We start from the raw sequence: 13,837 nt of genomic DNA, 5'->3' as shown, positions 1-13,837 counted from the left end.
CCTGACCGGTTAGGCCACGTACTCGGCCAGGTGCTTCCCGGTCAGCGTCTTCGGCTTCTTGATCAAGGCCGCCGGCGTGCCCTCGAAGACCACCTTGCCGCCGTCATGGCCCGCGCCGGGCCCGAGGTCGATGATCCAGTCCGCGTGCGCCATCACGGCCTGGTGGTGCTCGATCACGATCACCGACTTGCCGGCGTCGACCAGCCGATCCAGCAGCCCCAGCAGTTGCTCGACGTCCGCCAGGTGCAGTCCGGTCGTGGGCTCGTCGAGTACGAGGATGCCGCCCTTCTCCCCCATGTGCGTCGCCAGCTTCAGCCGCTGCCGCTCACCGCCGGACAGGGTCGTCAGCGGCTGGCCGAGCGACAGGTACCCGAGACCGACGTCCGCGAGCCGCTCCAGGATCTTCTCCGCGGCCGGCGTCCGCGCGTCGCCCTCCGCGAAGTACGCCAGCGCCTCGGACACCGGCATCGCGAGTACCTCGGCGATGTTCTTCCCACCGAACGTGTACTCCAGTACGGCAGCCTGGAACCGCTTTCCTTCACACTCCTCGCACGGCGCCTCGACGGTCGCCATCACACCGAGCTCGGTGTAGATCACGCCCGCGCCCTTGCACGCCGGGCACGCGCCTTCGGAGTTCGCGCTGAACAGCGCCGGCTTCACCCCGTTCGCCTTCGCGAACGCCTTCCGGATCGGATCGAGCAGACCCGTGTACGTCGCGGGGTTGCTGCGCCGCGAACCGCGGATCGCGCCCTGGTCGATCGACACCACGCCGTCGCGGTCCGCGATCGACCCGTGGATCAGTGAACTCTTGCCGGAGCCCGCGACCCCGGTCACCACGACCAGTACGCCGAGCGGTACGTCGACGCTCACGTCCTGCAGGTTGTTCGTCGAGGCGCCGCGTACTTCGAGCGCGCCGGACCCGGTCCGTACCGACTCCTTCAGTGACGCGCGGTCGTCGAGATGCCGCCCGGTCAGCGTCCCGCTCGCGCGGAGCTTCTCGACCGTGCCTTCGAACACGACCTCGCCACCGCCGGACCCGGCGGCCGGCCCGAGGTCGATCACGTGGTCGGCGATCGCGATCGTCTCCGGCTTGTGCTCCACGACCAGCACGGTGTTGCCCTTGTTGCGCAGTTGCAGCAGCAGTTCGTTCATCCGCTGGATGTCGTGCGGGTGCAGGCCGATGGTCGGCTCGTCGAACACGTACGTGACGTCGGTCAGCGACGATCCCAGGTGGCGGATCATCTTCGTGCGCTGCGCCTCCCCACCGGACAGCGTCCCGGCCGGCCGCTCCAGCGACAGGTACCCGAGGCCGATGTCGACGAACGAGTCGAGGGCCTCACCGAGTGCCTTCAGCAGCGGCGCGACCGACGGTTCCTTCAGCCCGCGGATCCAGGCCGCCAGGTCGGTGATCTGCATCGCGCAAAGGTCGGCGATGTTCTTGCCCTTGATCTTCGAGGCCAGCGCGTCCTGGCTGAGCCGCGTACCGCCGCAGTCCGGGCAGATCGTGAAGGTCACCGCGCGCTCGACGAAGGCGCGGATGTGCGGCTGCATCGCGTCCACGTCCTTGGACAGGAACGACCGCTGGATCGCCGGGATGATGCCGTTGTAGGTGAGGTTGATGCCCTCGACCTTGATCTTGGTGGCTTCCCGGTGCAGCAGGTCGTGCAGTTCCTTCTTGGTGTACTTCTTGATCGGCTTGTCCGGGTTGAAGAACCCCGAGCCACGGAAGATCCGCCCGTACCAGCCGTCCATCGAGTAGCCGGGGATGGTCAGCGCGCCCTCGTTCAGCGACTTGTTCTCGTCGTACAGCGCGGTCAGGTCGAAGTCGGTGACCGATCCCATCCCCTCGCAGCGCGGGCACATGCCGCCCGCGTACACCTGCTCGCGGACGACCTTCTTCTCGCCGGCGCCCTTGTCGGCGGTCATCGAGCCGGTCGCGGTCCGCTTCGGGACGTTGAACGAGTACGCGGTCGGCGGGCCGGCGTTCGGGGTGGCGATCCGGCTGAACAGGATCCGGAGCATCGCGTTCGCGTCGGTGGCCGTACCGACGGTGGAGCGTGGGTTCGCGCCCATCCGCTCCTGGTCGACGATGATCGCGGTGGTCAGCCCGTCGAGTACGTCGACCTCCGGGCGGGCCAGGTTCGGCATGAAGCCCTGGACGAACGCGCTGTACGTCTCGTTGATCAGCCGTTGCGACTCGGCCGCGATGGTTCCGAACACCAGCGAGCTCTTGCCGGACCCGGACACCCCGGTGAACGCGGTCAGCCGGCGCTTCGGGATCTCGACGCTGACGTCCTTCAGGTTGTTCACCCGGGCGCCGGTGACCCGGATCAGGTCGTGGCTGTCGGCAACATGTTCGTCAGAGCTCATGCGTGTTTCTCCATCGTGGACGTCGGTCTGGCCGGTGTGTCAGGAGGCCTGGTTGATCCGGATGTGGTTGCCGGCCGGGTCACGGAACGCGCAGTCGCGAACGCCGTACGGCTGGTCGGTCGGCTCCTGGATCACCTCGGCGTCGGTGGCCTGCAGCCGCTCGAACAGCCCGTCCAGGTCGTCCGTGGCGAGCACGAGGGTGGCGTAGGTGCCCTTGGCCATCATCTCGTGGATGGTCCGGCGCTCGTCGTCGGTCAGCCCCGGGTCGACCGCGGGTGGGGTGAGCACGATGTTGGTGTCGGGCTGCTCGGGCGGGCCGACGGTGATCCAGCGCATACCCTCGTACCCGACGTCCATCCGGACCTCGAAGCCGAGCAGGTCGCGGAAGAAGGCCAGCGAGGCCTCCGGGTCGGTGTGCGGCAGGAAACTGGTGTGAATCTTGATCGTCATGGCTGTCACGCTACGTGCCGGTCGACGGAGTTGCTTCTCGATTCCTGATCGGTCTGGTCACCTGTTTCGCGACACACGACGGAATCCCGAGGGTGGCGTCGCCGGCGCGCTCCTTGTAGACGCTCGGCGGAATCCCGACCAGCTCGGTGAAGCGGGTGCTGAAGGTACCGAGCGACTGGCAGCCGACCGCGAAACACACATCGGTGACGCTCTGGTCGCCGCGCCGCAGCAGCATCATCGCGCGCTCGATCCGGCGCGTCATCAGGTACCCGTACGGTGACTCTCCGTACGCACGCTTGAACGCGCGGCTGAGATGCCCGGACGACATGTGCGCTCCCCGCGCCAGCGCGTCCACATCCAGCGGCTGCGCGTACTCCCGGTCGATCCGGTCCTTCACGCGCCGCAGCCGCGCCAGGTCGTCCAGGCGCTGTTCATCCGTCGCCCCGTTACTCATCGTCGCAATCCTGCCATCCCCGGCCGGCCCGATCAAAGCCTGACGCGATCACAACCTCCCGGTTCGATCAGAGTACGTCGTAGCTCAGAAAGGCAACCTGCCCCTGGCGCTCCACGCCGGTCAGCCGCAGTCGCGCGCTGCCCGGGAAGAGCGGTTTGCCGGCCGCGAGCAGGACCGGCGTGATCCCGATGACGACCCGATCGAGCACGCCTGCCGCCTGGAACGCGGCCGCCAGCGCGCCACCGCCGGCGACGAAGACATCCCGCTCCCCCGCGGCCGCGAGCATCGCCGGATGCTCTGCGGCGACATCCGTCGCGAACCGCAGATTCGCTCCTGGTACGGCTGGGAGTTCGCGGTGGGTGAAGACCCAGACGGCACGGTCCCCGTGGGCCTGGTGCCAGCGCTCCGGGTGGGTGAGCAGCTCGGAATCACGGAGCACCGCCTCGTACGTGGATGCGCCCATCGCCAACGCTCCGACACCGCTCAGGAACTGACTGAAATCACGGTCCGCCGCAGGCAGGTCGTACAGCCAGTCGAGTTCGTTGTCCGGGCCGGCGACGAAACCGTTCAGGGTGGACGTCATCAAGTACGTGGTGGTCATTTGGCGCCCCAGTTCAGGTACGCGACGTTGGCGAGGAGCCAGCCGAAGCCGATCGCCTGCTGGCCGTCACGCTCCGGTGCCGGCTGGTAACGGTTGTACAGGGCCAGGCAGTGGGCGTGGACGTTGCGGTCCCACGGGGTGATCTGCATCCAGCGTGGTGCCTGGTGCGCGACCGATGCCGCGCCGATCGTCCCGCCCGCGACCGTTGTGTGTACGGCGGGGAGGCCGGCCGCGTCGGTGGTGGCGACGTTCTGGGTGAAGGTCCGGGCGATTCGCGTCAGGTCGCGACCGGTGAACGCGAGCTTCGCGCGGAACGCCCGGACCGCGAACTCGACGTCGATCGCGCCGTGGCTGATGTCCTCGAACTGCCGCGCCGGTCCACCAGACGGCGTGAAGATCGAGACATCGGTCGCCGGATCACCAGTCTTGGTGAAGCCGTCATAGATGCGTCCGCCGGTCGGCCAGTAGTGCCAAAGGTAGGCGTCACCGGCATCGGCCGTGAGCTGCGCCGACATCATCCGGCCCATCGCGGCGACCTTCCGCCGGTACTCGCGGTCACCGGTGATGAGCGCGAGCTCCACCATGGTCTGGCCGAGGCCGACCGACTGGTTGATCGGCTGCTCACATCCGTCGTACGCGAGCGGCTGCCCTTTCGGCCAGATCAGGTGACCGGCGTCGCGGTACTCCCAGTCGTGCACTGCCACCGCTTCACGGCACGCCTGCAGGTACTCGGCCGCCTTTCGCTGGTAGCGGCGGCGCAGCACGGGTGAACTGAGCACGATGCGGACGAAGCTCGCGATCGGGTACGTGATCATGCCGGTGTGGACGGCGAAGATGACGGGGCGGCAGCGCATCTCGTACGTGCCGAGGCGGGGTAGGTCGCTGGGGCCTGATGTTGGATGTGGTGCGGGTCGCCGGTCGACGGCGGTGAGTTGGAGTGGGCCGGGGGCGGCGGCGTAGATCCGGGTGACCGCGTAGTCGGGGCTTGCCGGGTCCAGGGAGAGGTCGGTGAGCGTGACCGTGCGGTTCACGAAGGTGTTGACGAGGTTGATCGTGAACGTGTCCGGGCGGGCACCGGCCGAGACGGTGACTGTGGTGTCCTCCGCGTAGGTGAGTGCTTCGCGGAGGTCGAGGAGCGGTTGATTGTTGCTGTCGGCAAGAGTTGCGTAGCCGGTGGTGTACGGGTGGTCGGCGCGCCACGCCGGTTGCGAGAGGCCGCGGTAGTCGGTGACGCCGCGTTCGCTGTCCCGTACGGAGAGGACCTGGTCGATGTTGTCGATCAGGCGGTCCAGGTAGTGGGTGTCGCGGTAGGTCTCGTACATGCGGACCAGGCCGAGCAGCACGTATGACTGACTCCAGGCGAGCATGCCGGAGCGGCCGTCCCGGTTGGTGTTGTCGTTCGGCTGATCCGGCTGCCCGGGGCCCCCTTGCTGGAAGAGGCGATCCCAGGCGTCGAACGTCGCCCGCGCGGTGTAGTCGGCACCTGAGGCGGCCGCGGTTCGGGCGGATGCGGCCGGTGTGGTGGCGCTGATCGTTCGCGCTGTGCTGGTGCTGGCGGTTGGCGTGGCGTTGGCGTGGGTTGGGGGCAGGAGGTTGGCGCCCCCGACGGCCGCGGCGGCCAGGCCGGTGGCTCGGAGGACGTCACGACGGGACGGGCGAATCTCAGACATGGCGGGCGGCCTCCGGCTGTTCGCGAGCGGACGTAAAGCACGGACCCACCATTCTCCCGCAACTCCCACCCAACAGCAGTCCGAACAACAACACCCCCACTCCAACTGTCTCCGCACGCCCACCCGACCACAGCTCAACTGTCCGCACACCCCATCGAGCAGCAGTTCAAGACAGCGCGCTCCCCGCCAACAGCAGCTCGACTGTCGGCGTCGCCCCGTACGCTCGCGTGTCATGGCTGATCCATCACGCTCGTCCGCTGACGTCCGCGAAGCCGGACCGAACGATCTCGCGGCGGTCCTTCGGCTCTACCGGCAACTGCATCCCACCGATCCCGAGCTCCCGGACGAGCAGTCCGCCGAGGCGTACGCGACGATCCTGCGTACGCCCGGAATGCACCTCCTGGTGCTCGAGCACGGCGGAGCGGTCGTCGCCACCACCTACCTGAACCTGATCCCGAACCTCACCCGCGGCGCCGCCCCGTACGCGGTGATCGAGAACGTCGTCGTGGATGCTGGATTGCGCGGTCGTGGGCTCGGACAGCGGATCATGGCCGGGACGTTGCAGGCCGCATGGGACGCCGGGTGTTACAAGGTGATGCTGAGTACGGGATCACGGACCCCGGCGACACACGCGTTCTATCGGCGATGTGGGTTCTCCGGCGACGAGAAGACGGCGTACGTGGTCCGTCCCGCGCGGGGTTAATCGGGCCAGGGCGCGCCCCACGTGGTGTGGCGAGTGGGTCGATAAGTGTCGGCTGACTTGGGGATGGTGAGGTGGGTTTTGGTACCGGCCGCTGTGCACAGGTCGAGGATGATGCGGTTCTTCGGTCGGGCTGGGCGAGCGAGCACGCGGTTTGCGGCCGGGACGGCCGGGGCGCGGGTTGCGACGACGTAGCTGAACTTCTCGTCCTCGAAGTTTCGGACACCGTTCTTCAGTACCCGGTGCAGTTCGGTACGTGGCAGACGGCCGGCGAAATGGCACCAGTCCGGCGAAACGATCGGGCACGCGTACTGATGCGGGCAGGGCGCCGCGATGGTGAACCCGTGTTCGATCAGCGCGGCCCGCGCTTCGACCGTACGCTGATGACCGCGTGGTGTGCCGGGCTCGACGATCACGATGGTGGTGGCGGCGCGGGCGGCCGCTTTCACGACACTTGTGCGGTCGGCCTCGGAGAGCTCGTTGAGGACATAGCCGATCGTGATCAGATCGACGTCCCGGTCGAGGTCGCCGGAACGGAGGTCGGCGGTGGTCCAGCGGAGACCGGGAAGATGTTCGGCCGCGAGTTGCCGGCCGAGCTGGATCGCGGGGCGCTGGCGCTCGATCAGCTCAGTCGTCACGCCGGGCCAGACGGCCGCGGCGGCCCACGCGGCAGCGCCTGGTCCGCCGCCGAGATCCAGGTGAGTTGAAATCGGGGCGCGTACGTGGCGCTCGGTTGCTGTCAGTGCGGCGTGCAGGGCGCGGTAGGTGGCCGGCATCCGCATCACCGCGTACGCGAGGCAGTCCAGCGCATCGTTCAACGCGGGAGCTGCGTCGGCTACCTGTTCGGTGCGGTAACGGTGTGACAGGTCAGCCACGCGGCGGCGCAGCTCAGGGAGAGCTACGCCAGCGGCGGCACGAGTGAGGGCAGCATGAAGTTGGGTGTCCTTGGCGGACATGCGAAGACTCCGGTTCGATCGGCACGGAGTACGCGCCCGGCGTACAACCCATGGCGAAACCCGCGGGTACGACGGTCAGCCGGTGGTTGTTCACACCTGGCGTACACACGCGGCGCGTACGTGATCCGCGGCGCGAGGCCGCGACGCACCGATCGGTCCGGAGAAAGCTGTCAGATCAACAGACAGCAGCAGCGGAGGGAACAGCGCGGAACCGGATAACCATGCAAGCCATCAGGGCCACCTCCTGGAGTCAGCCCGAACGTAGCAGAACTGTCCGCACCCGCGCGCCCGATTTACCGGCCCTCCGAGGTGCACAGGCAGACCTTGTTCCCTTGGGGATCCGCAAGCACGATGAACATCGGCGCCTCCTCGTCGTACACGACCTTCCCGCCGGCCGCGATCGCTGCCTCGATGCGCGCGGGGACCACCTCGGGTGCGAGCCACAGGTCGAGGTGGAACCGTTGCCGGAGTGGTTCGTGTGGCGTCGTGCCCTGGAACCACAGGTTCGCGACGCGGCCGGTGGGGTCGATGACGTCGCTGCCGGTGAAGGAGTCGGTCGAGCCGGTCAGGACGGCTGCCCAGAAGGGCCCGATCTCGGCCGGGTCGGCAGTGTCCAGACCGATCTCCAGTTGGGCGACGGCGGTCGGTTCCGCGGTCAGCCCGTGTTCCACCGCGAGGGCGCTGATCCGGTCGGCCGTCGATTGATCCCGGCAGGACACGTCGACATACGCGGACCCGATCCGCAGCTCAGGCGTACGATCGCCGATCGCCTCCCCCACCGCCTGCGCGAACCGCGCACCAGCCACGAACGACGACGTCACAAACCGCATCCGCAGATCCTGCGCCAACTTCCGCCACTCACCCGATCCCATCCCAACCTCCACCTGAACCAGTTCCCAACACCCTAGATCCACCCACCGACAGTCCAGACCCGCCGCGTGATAGATCCGTCGCATCTCGCCACCGGGGTGATCGCGTTGCGGGCGACTGTGGTGCAGGTGGCGGTGGTGGTTGGTGGGGAAATGTGTTTCGTGGGAATCGGGCGGTGGAGTGGGGTATTGATCGGGTCGAGCTGGCCGAACCGTATATTCGGCTACGTGCGTTGCGGCATCTGGAGAAGGGGGCGATCGTCCTGCTTGCCTGCGGCAACGGACAGCCGTTCACGACCACCGACTACCCCTCGGTACAACGCGCGGTCGAGCTACGCGCCGACGCGCTACTGGTGGCGAAGAACGGCACGGACGGCGTGTACGACGCCGATCCGAACAAGCACCCGGACGCCAAACGCTTCGACCACCTCACCTACAAGGAAGTCATCGACCAAGGCCTCGGCGTGATGGATCAGTCGGCCTTCATCCTGGCCCGTGACCACGCGCTCCCGCTGCACGTCTTCGACATCGACCGGACCGGCGCCGCCGCCGCCATTCTCAACGGGACCCCGGTCGGCACCCTCATCAACTAGCACCGCTCCCAAGCCGGTTCGGGGATCGCAAACCCACCACCACGCGGGGGGGTCTCCACTGATGTTGTGGGTTCTCTATCGGTATGCGGGTGGAGAACCCACAACACGGATGGATATCCGGCTCTTGTATCGCATGTGTGGGCATCTACGTACTGTCCATGCCGTGTGCCCGCCGCCCGGCGCGCTTTGGGAAGTCACCGCGTACCCAACGGCCGCGGTAATGCGCGGTGGGTTCTCAAAGCCGCGGGGTGGACAGGCGCATCAACCCGCACCCACACAGACGGCAGAAGAGCCAGATATCCACTCGCGTTGGGGTGGGGCACTTTCGTCGGCTGAGGGGTGGTTGTAGTCCGGAGCTAAATGGTTTGTGGTGGATGGCGCCGGGTTGGTGTACTCGGAGCGTTCGAGCAGGTGCCGTTTCAAAGGAGTCCGTCATGCGACCTCACTTCATGTCTGTCGCGGAATCCGATGACGCCTGTTCGAAGGACATGAAGCTGCGTGGAAGTACTCAATCTTGGGATCCTGGCGCATGTTGACGCCGGCAAGACAAGCCTGACCGAACGGCTGCTGTACGCGGCCGGAGTGATCGGTGAGGTCGGAAGTGTCGATCGTGGGAGTACCCAGACCGACTCGCTCGCGCTGGAACGGCAGCGGGGCATCACGATCAAATCGGCGGTGGTGTCGTTCGCGATCGGGGACCTCACGGTCAACCTGATCGACACCCCGGGGCACCCGGACTTCATCGCCGAGGTCGAGCGGGCGCTGAGCGTACTGGACGGCGCCGTGCTGGTGATCTCCGCGGTCGAAGGCGTGCAGGCCCAAACCCGGGTCCTGATGCGTACGCTGCAACGACTGCGTATCCCGACCCTGATCTTCGTCAACAAACTCGACCGGCGTGGCGCGCAGTACGCGGCCGTGCTTGACCAGATCACCCGGAGACTGTCGCCGGCGATCGTCGCGATGGGTGAGGCGACCCGCCTCGGCACGCCGGACGCCGCGTTCAAACCGATCATCCAGGACGGCGCTCTCCTGGAGCTGCTCGCTGAACACGACGACGAGCTCCTGCGCGCGTACGTCGACGGTGCCCGACTCGAACCCGACGCACTGCAGCGTGCGCTCGCCCGGCAGACGTACGCCGCGCAGGTCCACCCGGTGTACTTCGGCTCCGCGATCACCGGCGCGGGCACCGACGCGCTGACCGACGGCATCCGCGACCTGCTCCCCCGCGCCCGCACCGCCGACGGCCCGCTCGACGCGACCGTCTTCAAGGTCGAACGCGGCCCGGCCGGCGAGAAGATCGCGTACGCGCGGATCTTCGCCGGCACCGCCCACCTCCGCGAACGAATCCACTTCGGCACGACCGGACACAACCAAGCCGGCGGCGACGAAACCGGACGCAACGAAACCACGGGCAACGAAGCCAAGATCACCGCGATCGAGCTGTACGGCAACGACGGCGCCACCCCGGCCCACACCGCCCCACCCGGCCGGATCGCCAAACTCTGGGGCCTCACCGACGTACGCATCGGCGACCGCATCACCGATCTCCGGAACATAACCGGCAATAATCGCCGGATTGTTTCCGGAAACTTCGCCCCACCCACCCTGGAAACCGTCATCTCGGCCCGGACGCCTTCCCAGAAGGGCAATCTCCGCGCCGCCCTGACCCAGCTCGCCGAGCAAGATCCACTCATCAACCTCCGCCAGGACGACCTGCGCCAGGAAACCTACGTGTCCCTCTACGGCGAGGTGCAGAAGGAGGTGATCGAGTCCACGCTGGGCACCGATTTCGGGATCGAGGTGGATTTCCGCGAAACCACCACGATCTGCATCGAGCGTCTCGTCGGCACCGGTGCCGCGGCGGAGTTCAAGAAGAAGGACGAGAACCCCTTCCTCGCCACCGTCGGCCTGCGGGTCGAGCCGGCGCCGCGCGACGCCGGTGTCAGCTTCGAGCTGGACGTCGAGCTCGGCTCCATGCCGTACGCGTTCATCAAGGCCGTCGAGGAAACCGTCCGCGAGACCCTTCGGCAAGGTCTGCACGGCTGGCAGATCCCCGACGCGCACGTCGTGATGACCCACTCCGGCTACTCGGCTCGCCAGAGTCACGCGCACGCGGTCTTCGACAAGAGCATGTCGAGCACCGCCGGTGACTTCCGCAACCTGACCCCGCTGGTCCTGATGACAGCACTCCGGCAAGCCGGTACGACGGTGCACCAGCCGATGCACCACTTCCAACTCGAGATCCCCACCGACACCACCCGCGCCGTACTCGCCACCCTCGCGCGGCTCCGGGCGATCCCCCAGGTCCCCGCCCTGGCCGCGGAAACGTCCACGCTGGAGGGCGAAATCCCGGCCGCGGCCGTGTACGAGTTGGAGCAGGCGCTACCCGCGCTGACCCGCGGCGAGGGCGTACTGGAATCCGCCTTCGAGCGGTACCAGCCTGTCACCGGCGCGATCCCGGAACGCGCCCGCACCGATCACGACCCGCTCAACCGGCGGGAGTACCTGCTGCGGGTTCAGCGCCGGGTTTGATCCCGTGTACGACGTTGGCGCCGAGGTCGTCGTCCGTGACGATCTCGGCGACCAGTCCGTACTCGGCCATCACCGCCTGGGCGACCGGTGCTTGCTGATCACTCATCTCGACGAACAGATGCCCGCCGGGCGCGAGCCATTCCGCCGTACCCGCGACGACCCGCCGCAACGTGGCCAACCCGTCCGGCCCGCCGTCCAACGTGACCTGCGGTTCGTACAGCCGGGCCTCCGGCGGCAGCAACCGGATCTCGTCGGTCGGCACGTACGGCACGTTCGACAGCAGGACCTCGATCCGCCCACGCAGACCCGAGGGCAGCGCCGCGTAGAGATCGCCCTGGTACACGGCCCGGCCGGGAAGGTTGCGCCGAGCGCAGCGCACCGCCGCGACCTCGACATCCGCGGCGACCAGCGACACGTCCCGCTCGGCCGCGACCGCGGCCCCCAGCGCGCCCGACCCGCAGCCAAGATCGACCACGACGGCCCCCGGCGAGGTCACGCGCAACGCCTCCGAGACCAGGAACTCGGTCCGCCGGCGCGGAATGAACACTCCCGGCTCCACCAGGATCCGCAAGCCACGAAACGACGCCCAGCCGACCACGTACTCCAGCGGCTGCCCCGCGACCCGCTTGTCCACCATCGCGGTCAGCGCGGCGACGTCCGGCGCGGTCGAGGCGATGATCTCGGCCTCGTCCTCGGCGAACACGCAACCGGACGCCCGCAACCGCTCGACCACCGGGCCGAGGTCAACAGAAAGCACGACGCAGCTTATCCGAACGCGTTCACCCCGGTGAGTTGCGCGGACACCGTCCACAGCCGTTCAGCCGACGTCGGGTCGATCGCGTACGGCCGGACGCCCGGCGCGTCGTCCGTCGACACCTCGGCCACGTCGCAGTCCTCAAGAAACACGCCGCCGACCTCGTCGAGCCGCGGCGAGGTCGCCGCCCACACCTGGGTCGCGGCGCCCTGCTCCGGCGTCTTGAAGTGCGGGCTCAGCAGGTTGCCGTCCGCGTCGATCCAGCCGAGGTCGACCATTTCCTGCTTCGGCAGATGCCGCTGCAACGGGGTCAGGATGCCGCCCGGGTGCAGCGCGTACGCCCGTACGCCGGAATCCTTGCCCAGGGCATCGAGCTGGACGGCGAAGAGTACGTTGGCGGTCTTTGCCTGACCGTACGCCTGCCACTTCTCGTACCCGAGGCGGAACTCCAGGTCGTCCCAGCGGATGTCGGAGCGCCGGTGCCCGGTCGACGACACCGAGACGACCCGGCCGCCGCCGTTCGCGGTGAGCGCCGGCCAGAGCCGGTTCACCAGCGCGAAGTGCCCGAGGTGGTTGGTCGCGAACTGGGCTTCCCAGCCCGGCCCGACCCGCGTCTCCGGGCAGGCCATGATGGCCGCGTTGTCGATCAGGATGTCGATCGAGCGCCCGGACGCGAGGAACCGGTCCGCGAACGCCTGCACGCTGTCCAAGTCACCGAGATCCAGCTCGTCGACCTCGGCAAGCTCTCCGACCGCCTCCCGCGCCACCTCCGGCCGCCGCGCCGGTACGACGACGTGCGCGCCGGCCTTCGCCAGCGCCTTCGTGGTCTCCAGACCGAGACCGGAATAGCCGCCGGTGACGATCGCCAGCTTGCCGGTCAGGTCGATGCCGGTCAGTACGTCGTCGGCGGTGGTGTCATGCCCGAAACCCGAGCCGAGCTTGTGTTGTGCGTTCATGCCCACGAGCGTACGAATTAGAGTTCGCTCTAAGTCAAGTGCGGATCGTGCCGGAGTGATTCGGTCAGCCGCTGGAGCGCCGGGTTGGGGTTGTCGGGGCTCCAGCAGGCGTGCAGGGTGACCGAGTGCGCGTCGGCCGGATCGAGTTCGCGGTAGCGGACGCCCTCGACGCCCATCGCCTTGATCGATCGCGGGATCAGGGCGCAGCCGAGACCGGCGCGGACGAGGGCGAGCATGGTCGGGACCTGGGACGCGAGCTGGCTGACCGCGTAGCGATCCATGCCGATCATCGCGGCGCAGATGTCGTGCAGGTACTGCGATCCCTCGGGGCTGTAACCGATGTAGTCGGCGGTCGCGTCGGCCAACGCGACCGGTCCGGTTCCGTTGGCCAGGGGATGCGTGGCGGGTACGGCGAGGACGAGGTCCTCGGAGTGGACCAGGAGTGACTCGAAACGCTCCGGGATGGGTGGGCGGACCAGGCCGAGATCGATCTCCAGGCTCGCGAGCGCGTCGAACTGGTCGGGGCTGACGAGTTCGGACAGCTCGGCGGTCACGCCTGGGGTTCGGTTGCCGACCATGGTGAGGAAGTCGGCGAGCACGGCGTACGCGCCGATCGCGGTGAACGCGAGTCGCAGCGTGCCGGTCATGCCGTCGGCGGCGCGGCGGGTGGCTACTGGCGCGACGTCCAGGAGGGCGAGTACGCGGCGGGCGTGTTCGAGGAAGACGGCGCCGGCGGCAGTGAGGCGTACGCCGCGGCCGGTGCGGTCGAACAGGCGGACGTCGAGGGTGCGTTCCAGGCCCTGGATCTGGCGGGTCAGGGGTGGCTGGGTCAGGTTCAGGCGCTGGGCGGCGCGGCCGTAGTGGAGTTCTTCGGCGACCGCGACGAAACCGCGGAGCTGCTGGAGCGAGAAGTCCATGCAGGCACGGTATCG

At 68.0% G+C, this 13,837-nt stretch carries 13 protein-coding genes; 3 read left to right on the top strand and 10 right to left on the bottom strand.

From position 1 onward, the window contains the following. Positions 1–9: 9 nt before the first annotated feature. The 5 genes from HDA44_RS07505 to HDA44_RS07485 all read right to left on the bottom strand — a co-directional run bounded on the left by HDA44_RS07505 (position 10) and on the right by HDA44_RS07485 (position 5,545). A complete protein-coding gene (locus HDA44_RS07505) occupies positions 10–2,370 on the bottom strand; it encodes an ATP-binding cassette domain-containing protein (RefSeq protein ID WP_184832448.1) in 2,361 nt (786 codons plus the stop codon). A gap of 39 nt (positions 2,371–2,409) precedes the next feature. After that, positions 2,410–2,820, bottom strand: a complete 411-nt coding sequence (locus tag HDA44_RS07500; RefSeq protein ID WP_184832447.1) for a VOC family protein — start codon at positions 2,818–2,820, stop codon at positions 2,410–2,412. Positions 2,821–2,830: 10 nt separating this feature from the next. Further along, the gene (locus HDA44_RS07495) at positions 2,831–3,274 is read right to left on the bottom strand and encodes a helix-turn-helix transcriptional regulator (protein ID WP_184832446.1); all 444 of its coding nucleotides are present in this window, start codon (positions 3,272–3,274) and stop codon (positions 2,831–2,833) included. Between the two features lie 67 nt (positions 3,275–3,341). Beyond that, positions 3,342–3,875: a dihydrofolate reductase family protein gene (locus HDA44_RS07490; RefSeq protein ID WP_184832445.1), complete on the bottom strand. Its 534-nt coding sequence runs from the start codon at positions 3,873–3,875 to the stop codon at positions 3,342–3,344. Then, the gene (locus tag HDA44_RS07485) at positions 3,872–5,545 is read right to left on the bottom strand and encodes a twin-arginine translocation signal domain-containing protein (RefSeq protein WP_184832443.1); all 1,674 of its coding nucleotides are present in this window, start codon (positions 5,543–5,545) and stop codon (positions 3,872–3,874) included. Before HDA44_RS07485 ends, HDA44_RS07490 begins: the two co-directional genes overlap by 4 nt. A gap of 232 nt (positions 5,546–5,777) precedes the next feature. Between HDA44_RS07485 and HDA44_RS07480 the strand changes: the two genes are divergently transcribed. Continuing rightward, entirely contained in the window at positions 5,778–6,248 is a 471-nt protein-coding gene (locus HDA44_RS07480; protein ID WP_184832442.1) for a GNAT family N-acetyltransferase, read from the top strand. Here the strand turns inward: HDA44_RS07480 and HDA44_RS07475 are convergent. Both HDA44_RS07475 and HDA44_RS07470 read right to left on the bottom strand, forming a co-directional pair. Next, positions 6,245–7,201 (bottom strand): small ribosomal subunit Rsm22 family protein, encoded by a 957-nt coding sequence (locus HDA44_RS07475; protein ID WP_184832441.1) that lies wholly within the window; start codon positions 7,199–7,201, stop codon positions 6,245–6,247. The genes HDA44_RS07480 and HDA44_RS07475 overlap by 4 nt on opposite strands. 293 nt (positions 7,202–7,494) lie before the next feature. Then, positions 7,495–8,031, bottom strand: a complete 537-nt coding sequence (locus HDA44_RS07470) for a VOC family protein (protein WP_238352386.1) — start codon at positions 8,029–8,031, stop codon at positions 7,495–7,497. A gap of 215 nt (positions 8,032–8,246) precedes the next feature. Between HDA44_RS07470 and HDA44_RS07465 the strand changes: the two genes are divergently transcribed. Next, entirely contained in the window at positions 8,247–8,663 is a 417-nt protein-coding gene (locus tag HDA44_RS07465) for an amino acid kinase family protein (protein ID WP_337905705.1), read from the top strand. A 498-nt stretch (positions 8,664–9,161) separates the two neighbouring features. Further along, positions 9,162–11,195, top strand: coding sequence for a GTP-binding protein (locus HDA44_RS07460; RefSeq protein WP_184832439.1), 2,034 nt, complete (start codon positions 9,162–9,164; stop codon positions 11,193–11,195). On the opposite strand, the gene HDA44_RS07455 is transcribed toward HDA44_RS07460, so the two are convergent. The 3 genes from HDA44_RS07455 to HDA44_RS07445 are packed head-to-tail and all read right to left on the bottom strand — an operon-like array spanning position 11,152 to position 13,822. Beyond that, positions 11,152–11,952: a putative protein N(5)-glutamine methyltransferase gene (locus HDA44_RS07455; RefSeq protein WP_337905704.1), complete on the bottom strand. Its 801-nt coding sequence runs from the start codon at positions 11,950–11,952 to the stop codon at positions 11,152–11,154. The two genes, HDA44_RS07460 and HDA44_RS07455, sit on opposite strands and share 44 nt — an antisense overlap. 8 nt (positions 11,953–11,960) lie before the next feature. Beyond that, a complete protein-coding gene (locus tag HDA44_RS07450; protein WP_184832438.1) occupies positions 11,961–12,905 on the bottom strand; it encodes an SDR family NAD(P)-dependent oxidoreductase in 945 nt (314 codons plus the stop codon). 29 nt (positions 12,906–12,934) lie between these two features. Beyond that, positions 12,935–13,822, bottom strand: a complete 888-nt coding sequence (locus HDA44_RS07445) for a LysR substrate-binding domain-containing protein (protein ID WP_184832437.1) — start codon at positions 13,820–13,822, stop codon at positions 12,935–12,937. Positions 13,823–13,837 lie beyond the last annotated feature (15 nt).

Origin of the sequence: Kribbella solani (assembly GCF_014205295.1) — a bacterium.
Lineage (GTDB): Bacteria > Actinomycetota > Actinomycetes > Propionibacteriales > Kribbellaceae > Kribbella > Kribbella solani.
The sequence above is the reverse complement of the archived record's forward strand: the minus strand, read 5'-3'. Positions and strand labels throughout refer to the sequence as shown.

Coding starts and splice junctions, on each gene's coding strand:
- HDA44_RS07490 (WP_184832445.1), bottom strand. CDS start 3,875: ATGACCACCACGTACTTGATGACGTCCACCCTGAACGGTTTCGTCGCC.
- HDA44_RS07470 (WP_238352386.1), bottom strand. CDS start 8,031: ATGCGGTTTGTGACGTCGTCGTTCGTGGCTGGTGCGCGGTTCGCGCAG.
- HDA44_RS07505 (WP_184832448.1), bottom strand. CDS start 2,370: ATGAGCTCTGACGAACATGTTGCCGACAGCCACGACCTGATCCGGGTC.
- HDA44_RS07475 (WP_184832441.1), bottom strand. CDS start 7,201: ATGTCCGCCAAGGACACCCAACTTCATGCTGCCCTCACTCGTGCCGCC.
- HDA44_RS07480 (WP_184832442.1), top strand. CDS start 5,778: ATGGCTGATCCATCACGCTCGTCCGCTGACGTCCGCGAAGCCGGACCG.
- HDA44_RS07500 (WP_184832447.1), bottom strand. CDS start 2,820: ATGACGATCAAGATTCACACCAGTTTCCTGCCGCACACCGACCCGGAG.
- HDA44_RS07485 (WP_184832443.1), bottom strand. CDS start 5,545: ATGTCTGAGATTCGCCCGTCCCGTCGTGACGTCCTCCGAGCCACCGGC.
- HDA44_RS07450 (WP_184832438.1), bottom strand. CDS start 12,905: ATGAACGCACAACACAAGCTCGGCTCGGGTTTCGGGCATGACACCACC.
- HDA44_RS07495 (WP_184832446.1), bottom strand. CDS start 3,274: ATGAGTAACGGGGCGACGGATGAACAGCGCCTGGACGACCTGGCGCGG.
- HDA44_RS07445 (WP_184832437.1), bottom strand. CDS start 13,822: ATGGACTTCTCGCTCCAGCAGCTCCGCGGTTTCGTCGCGGTCGCCGAA.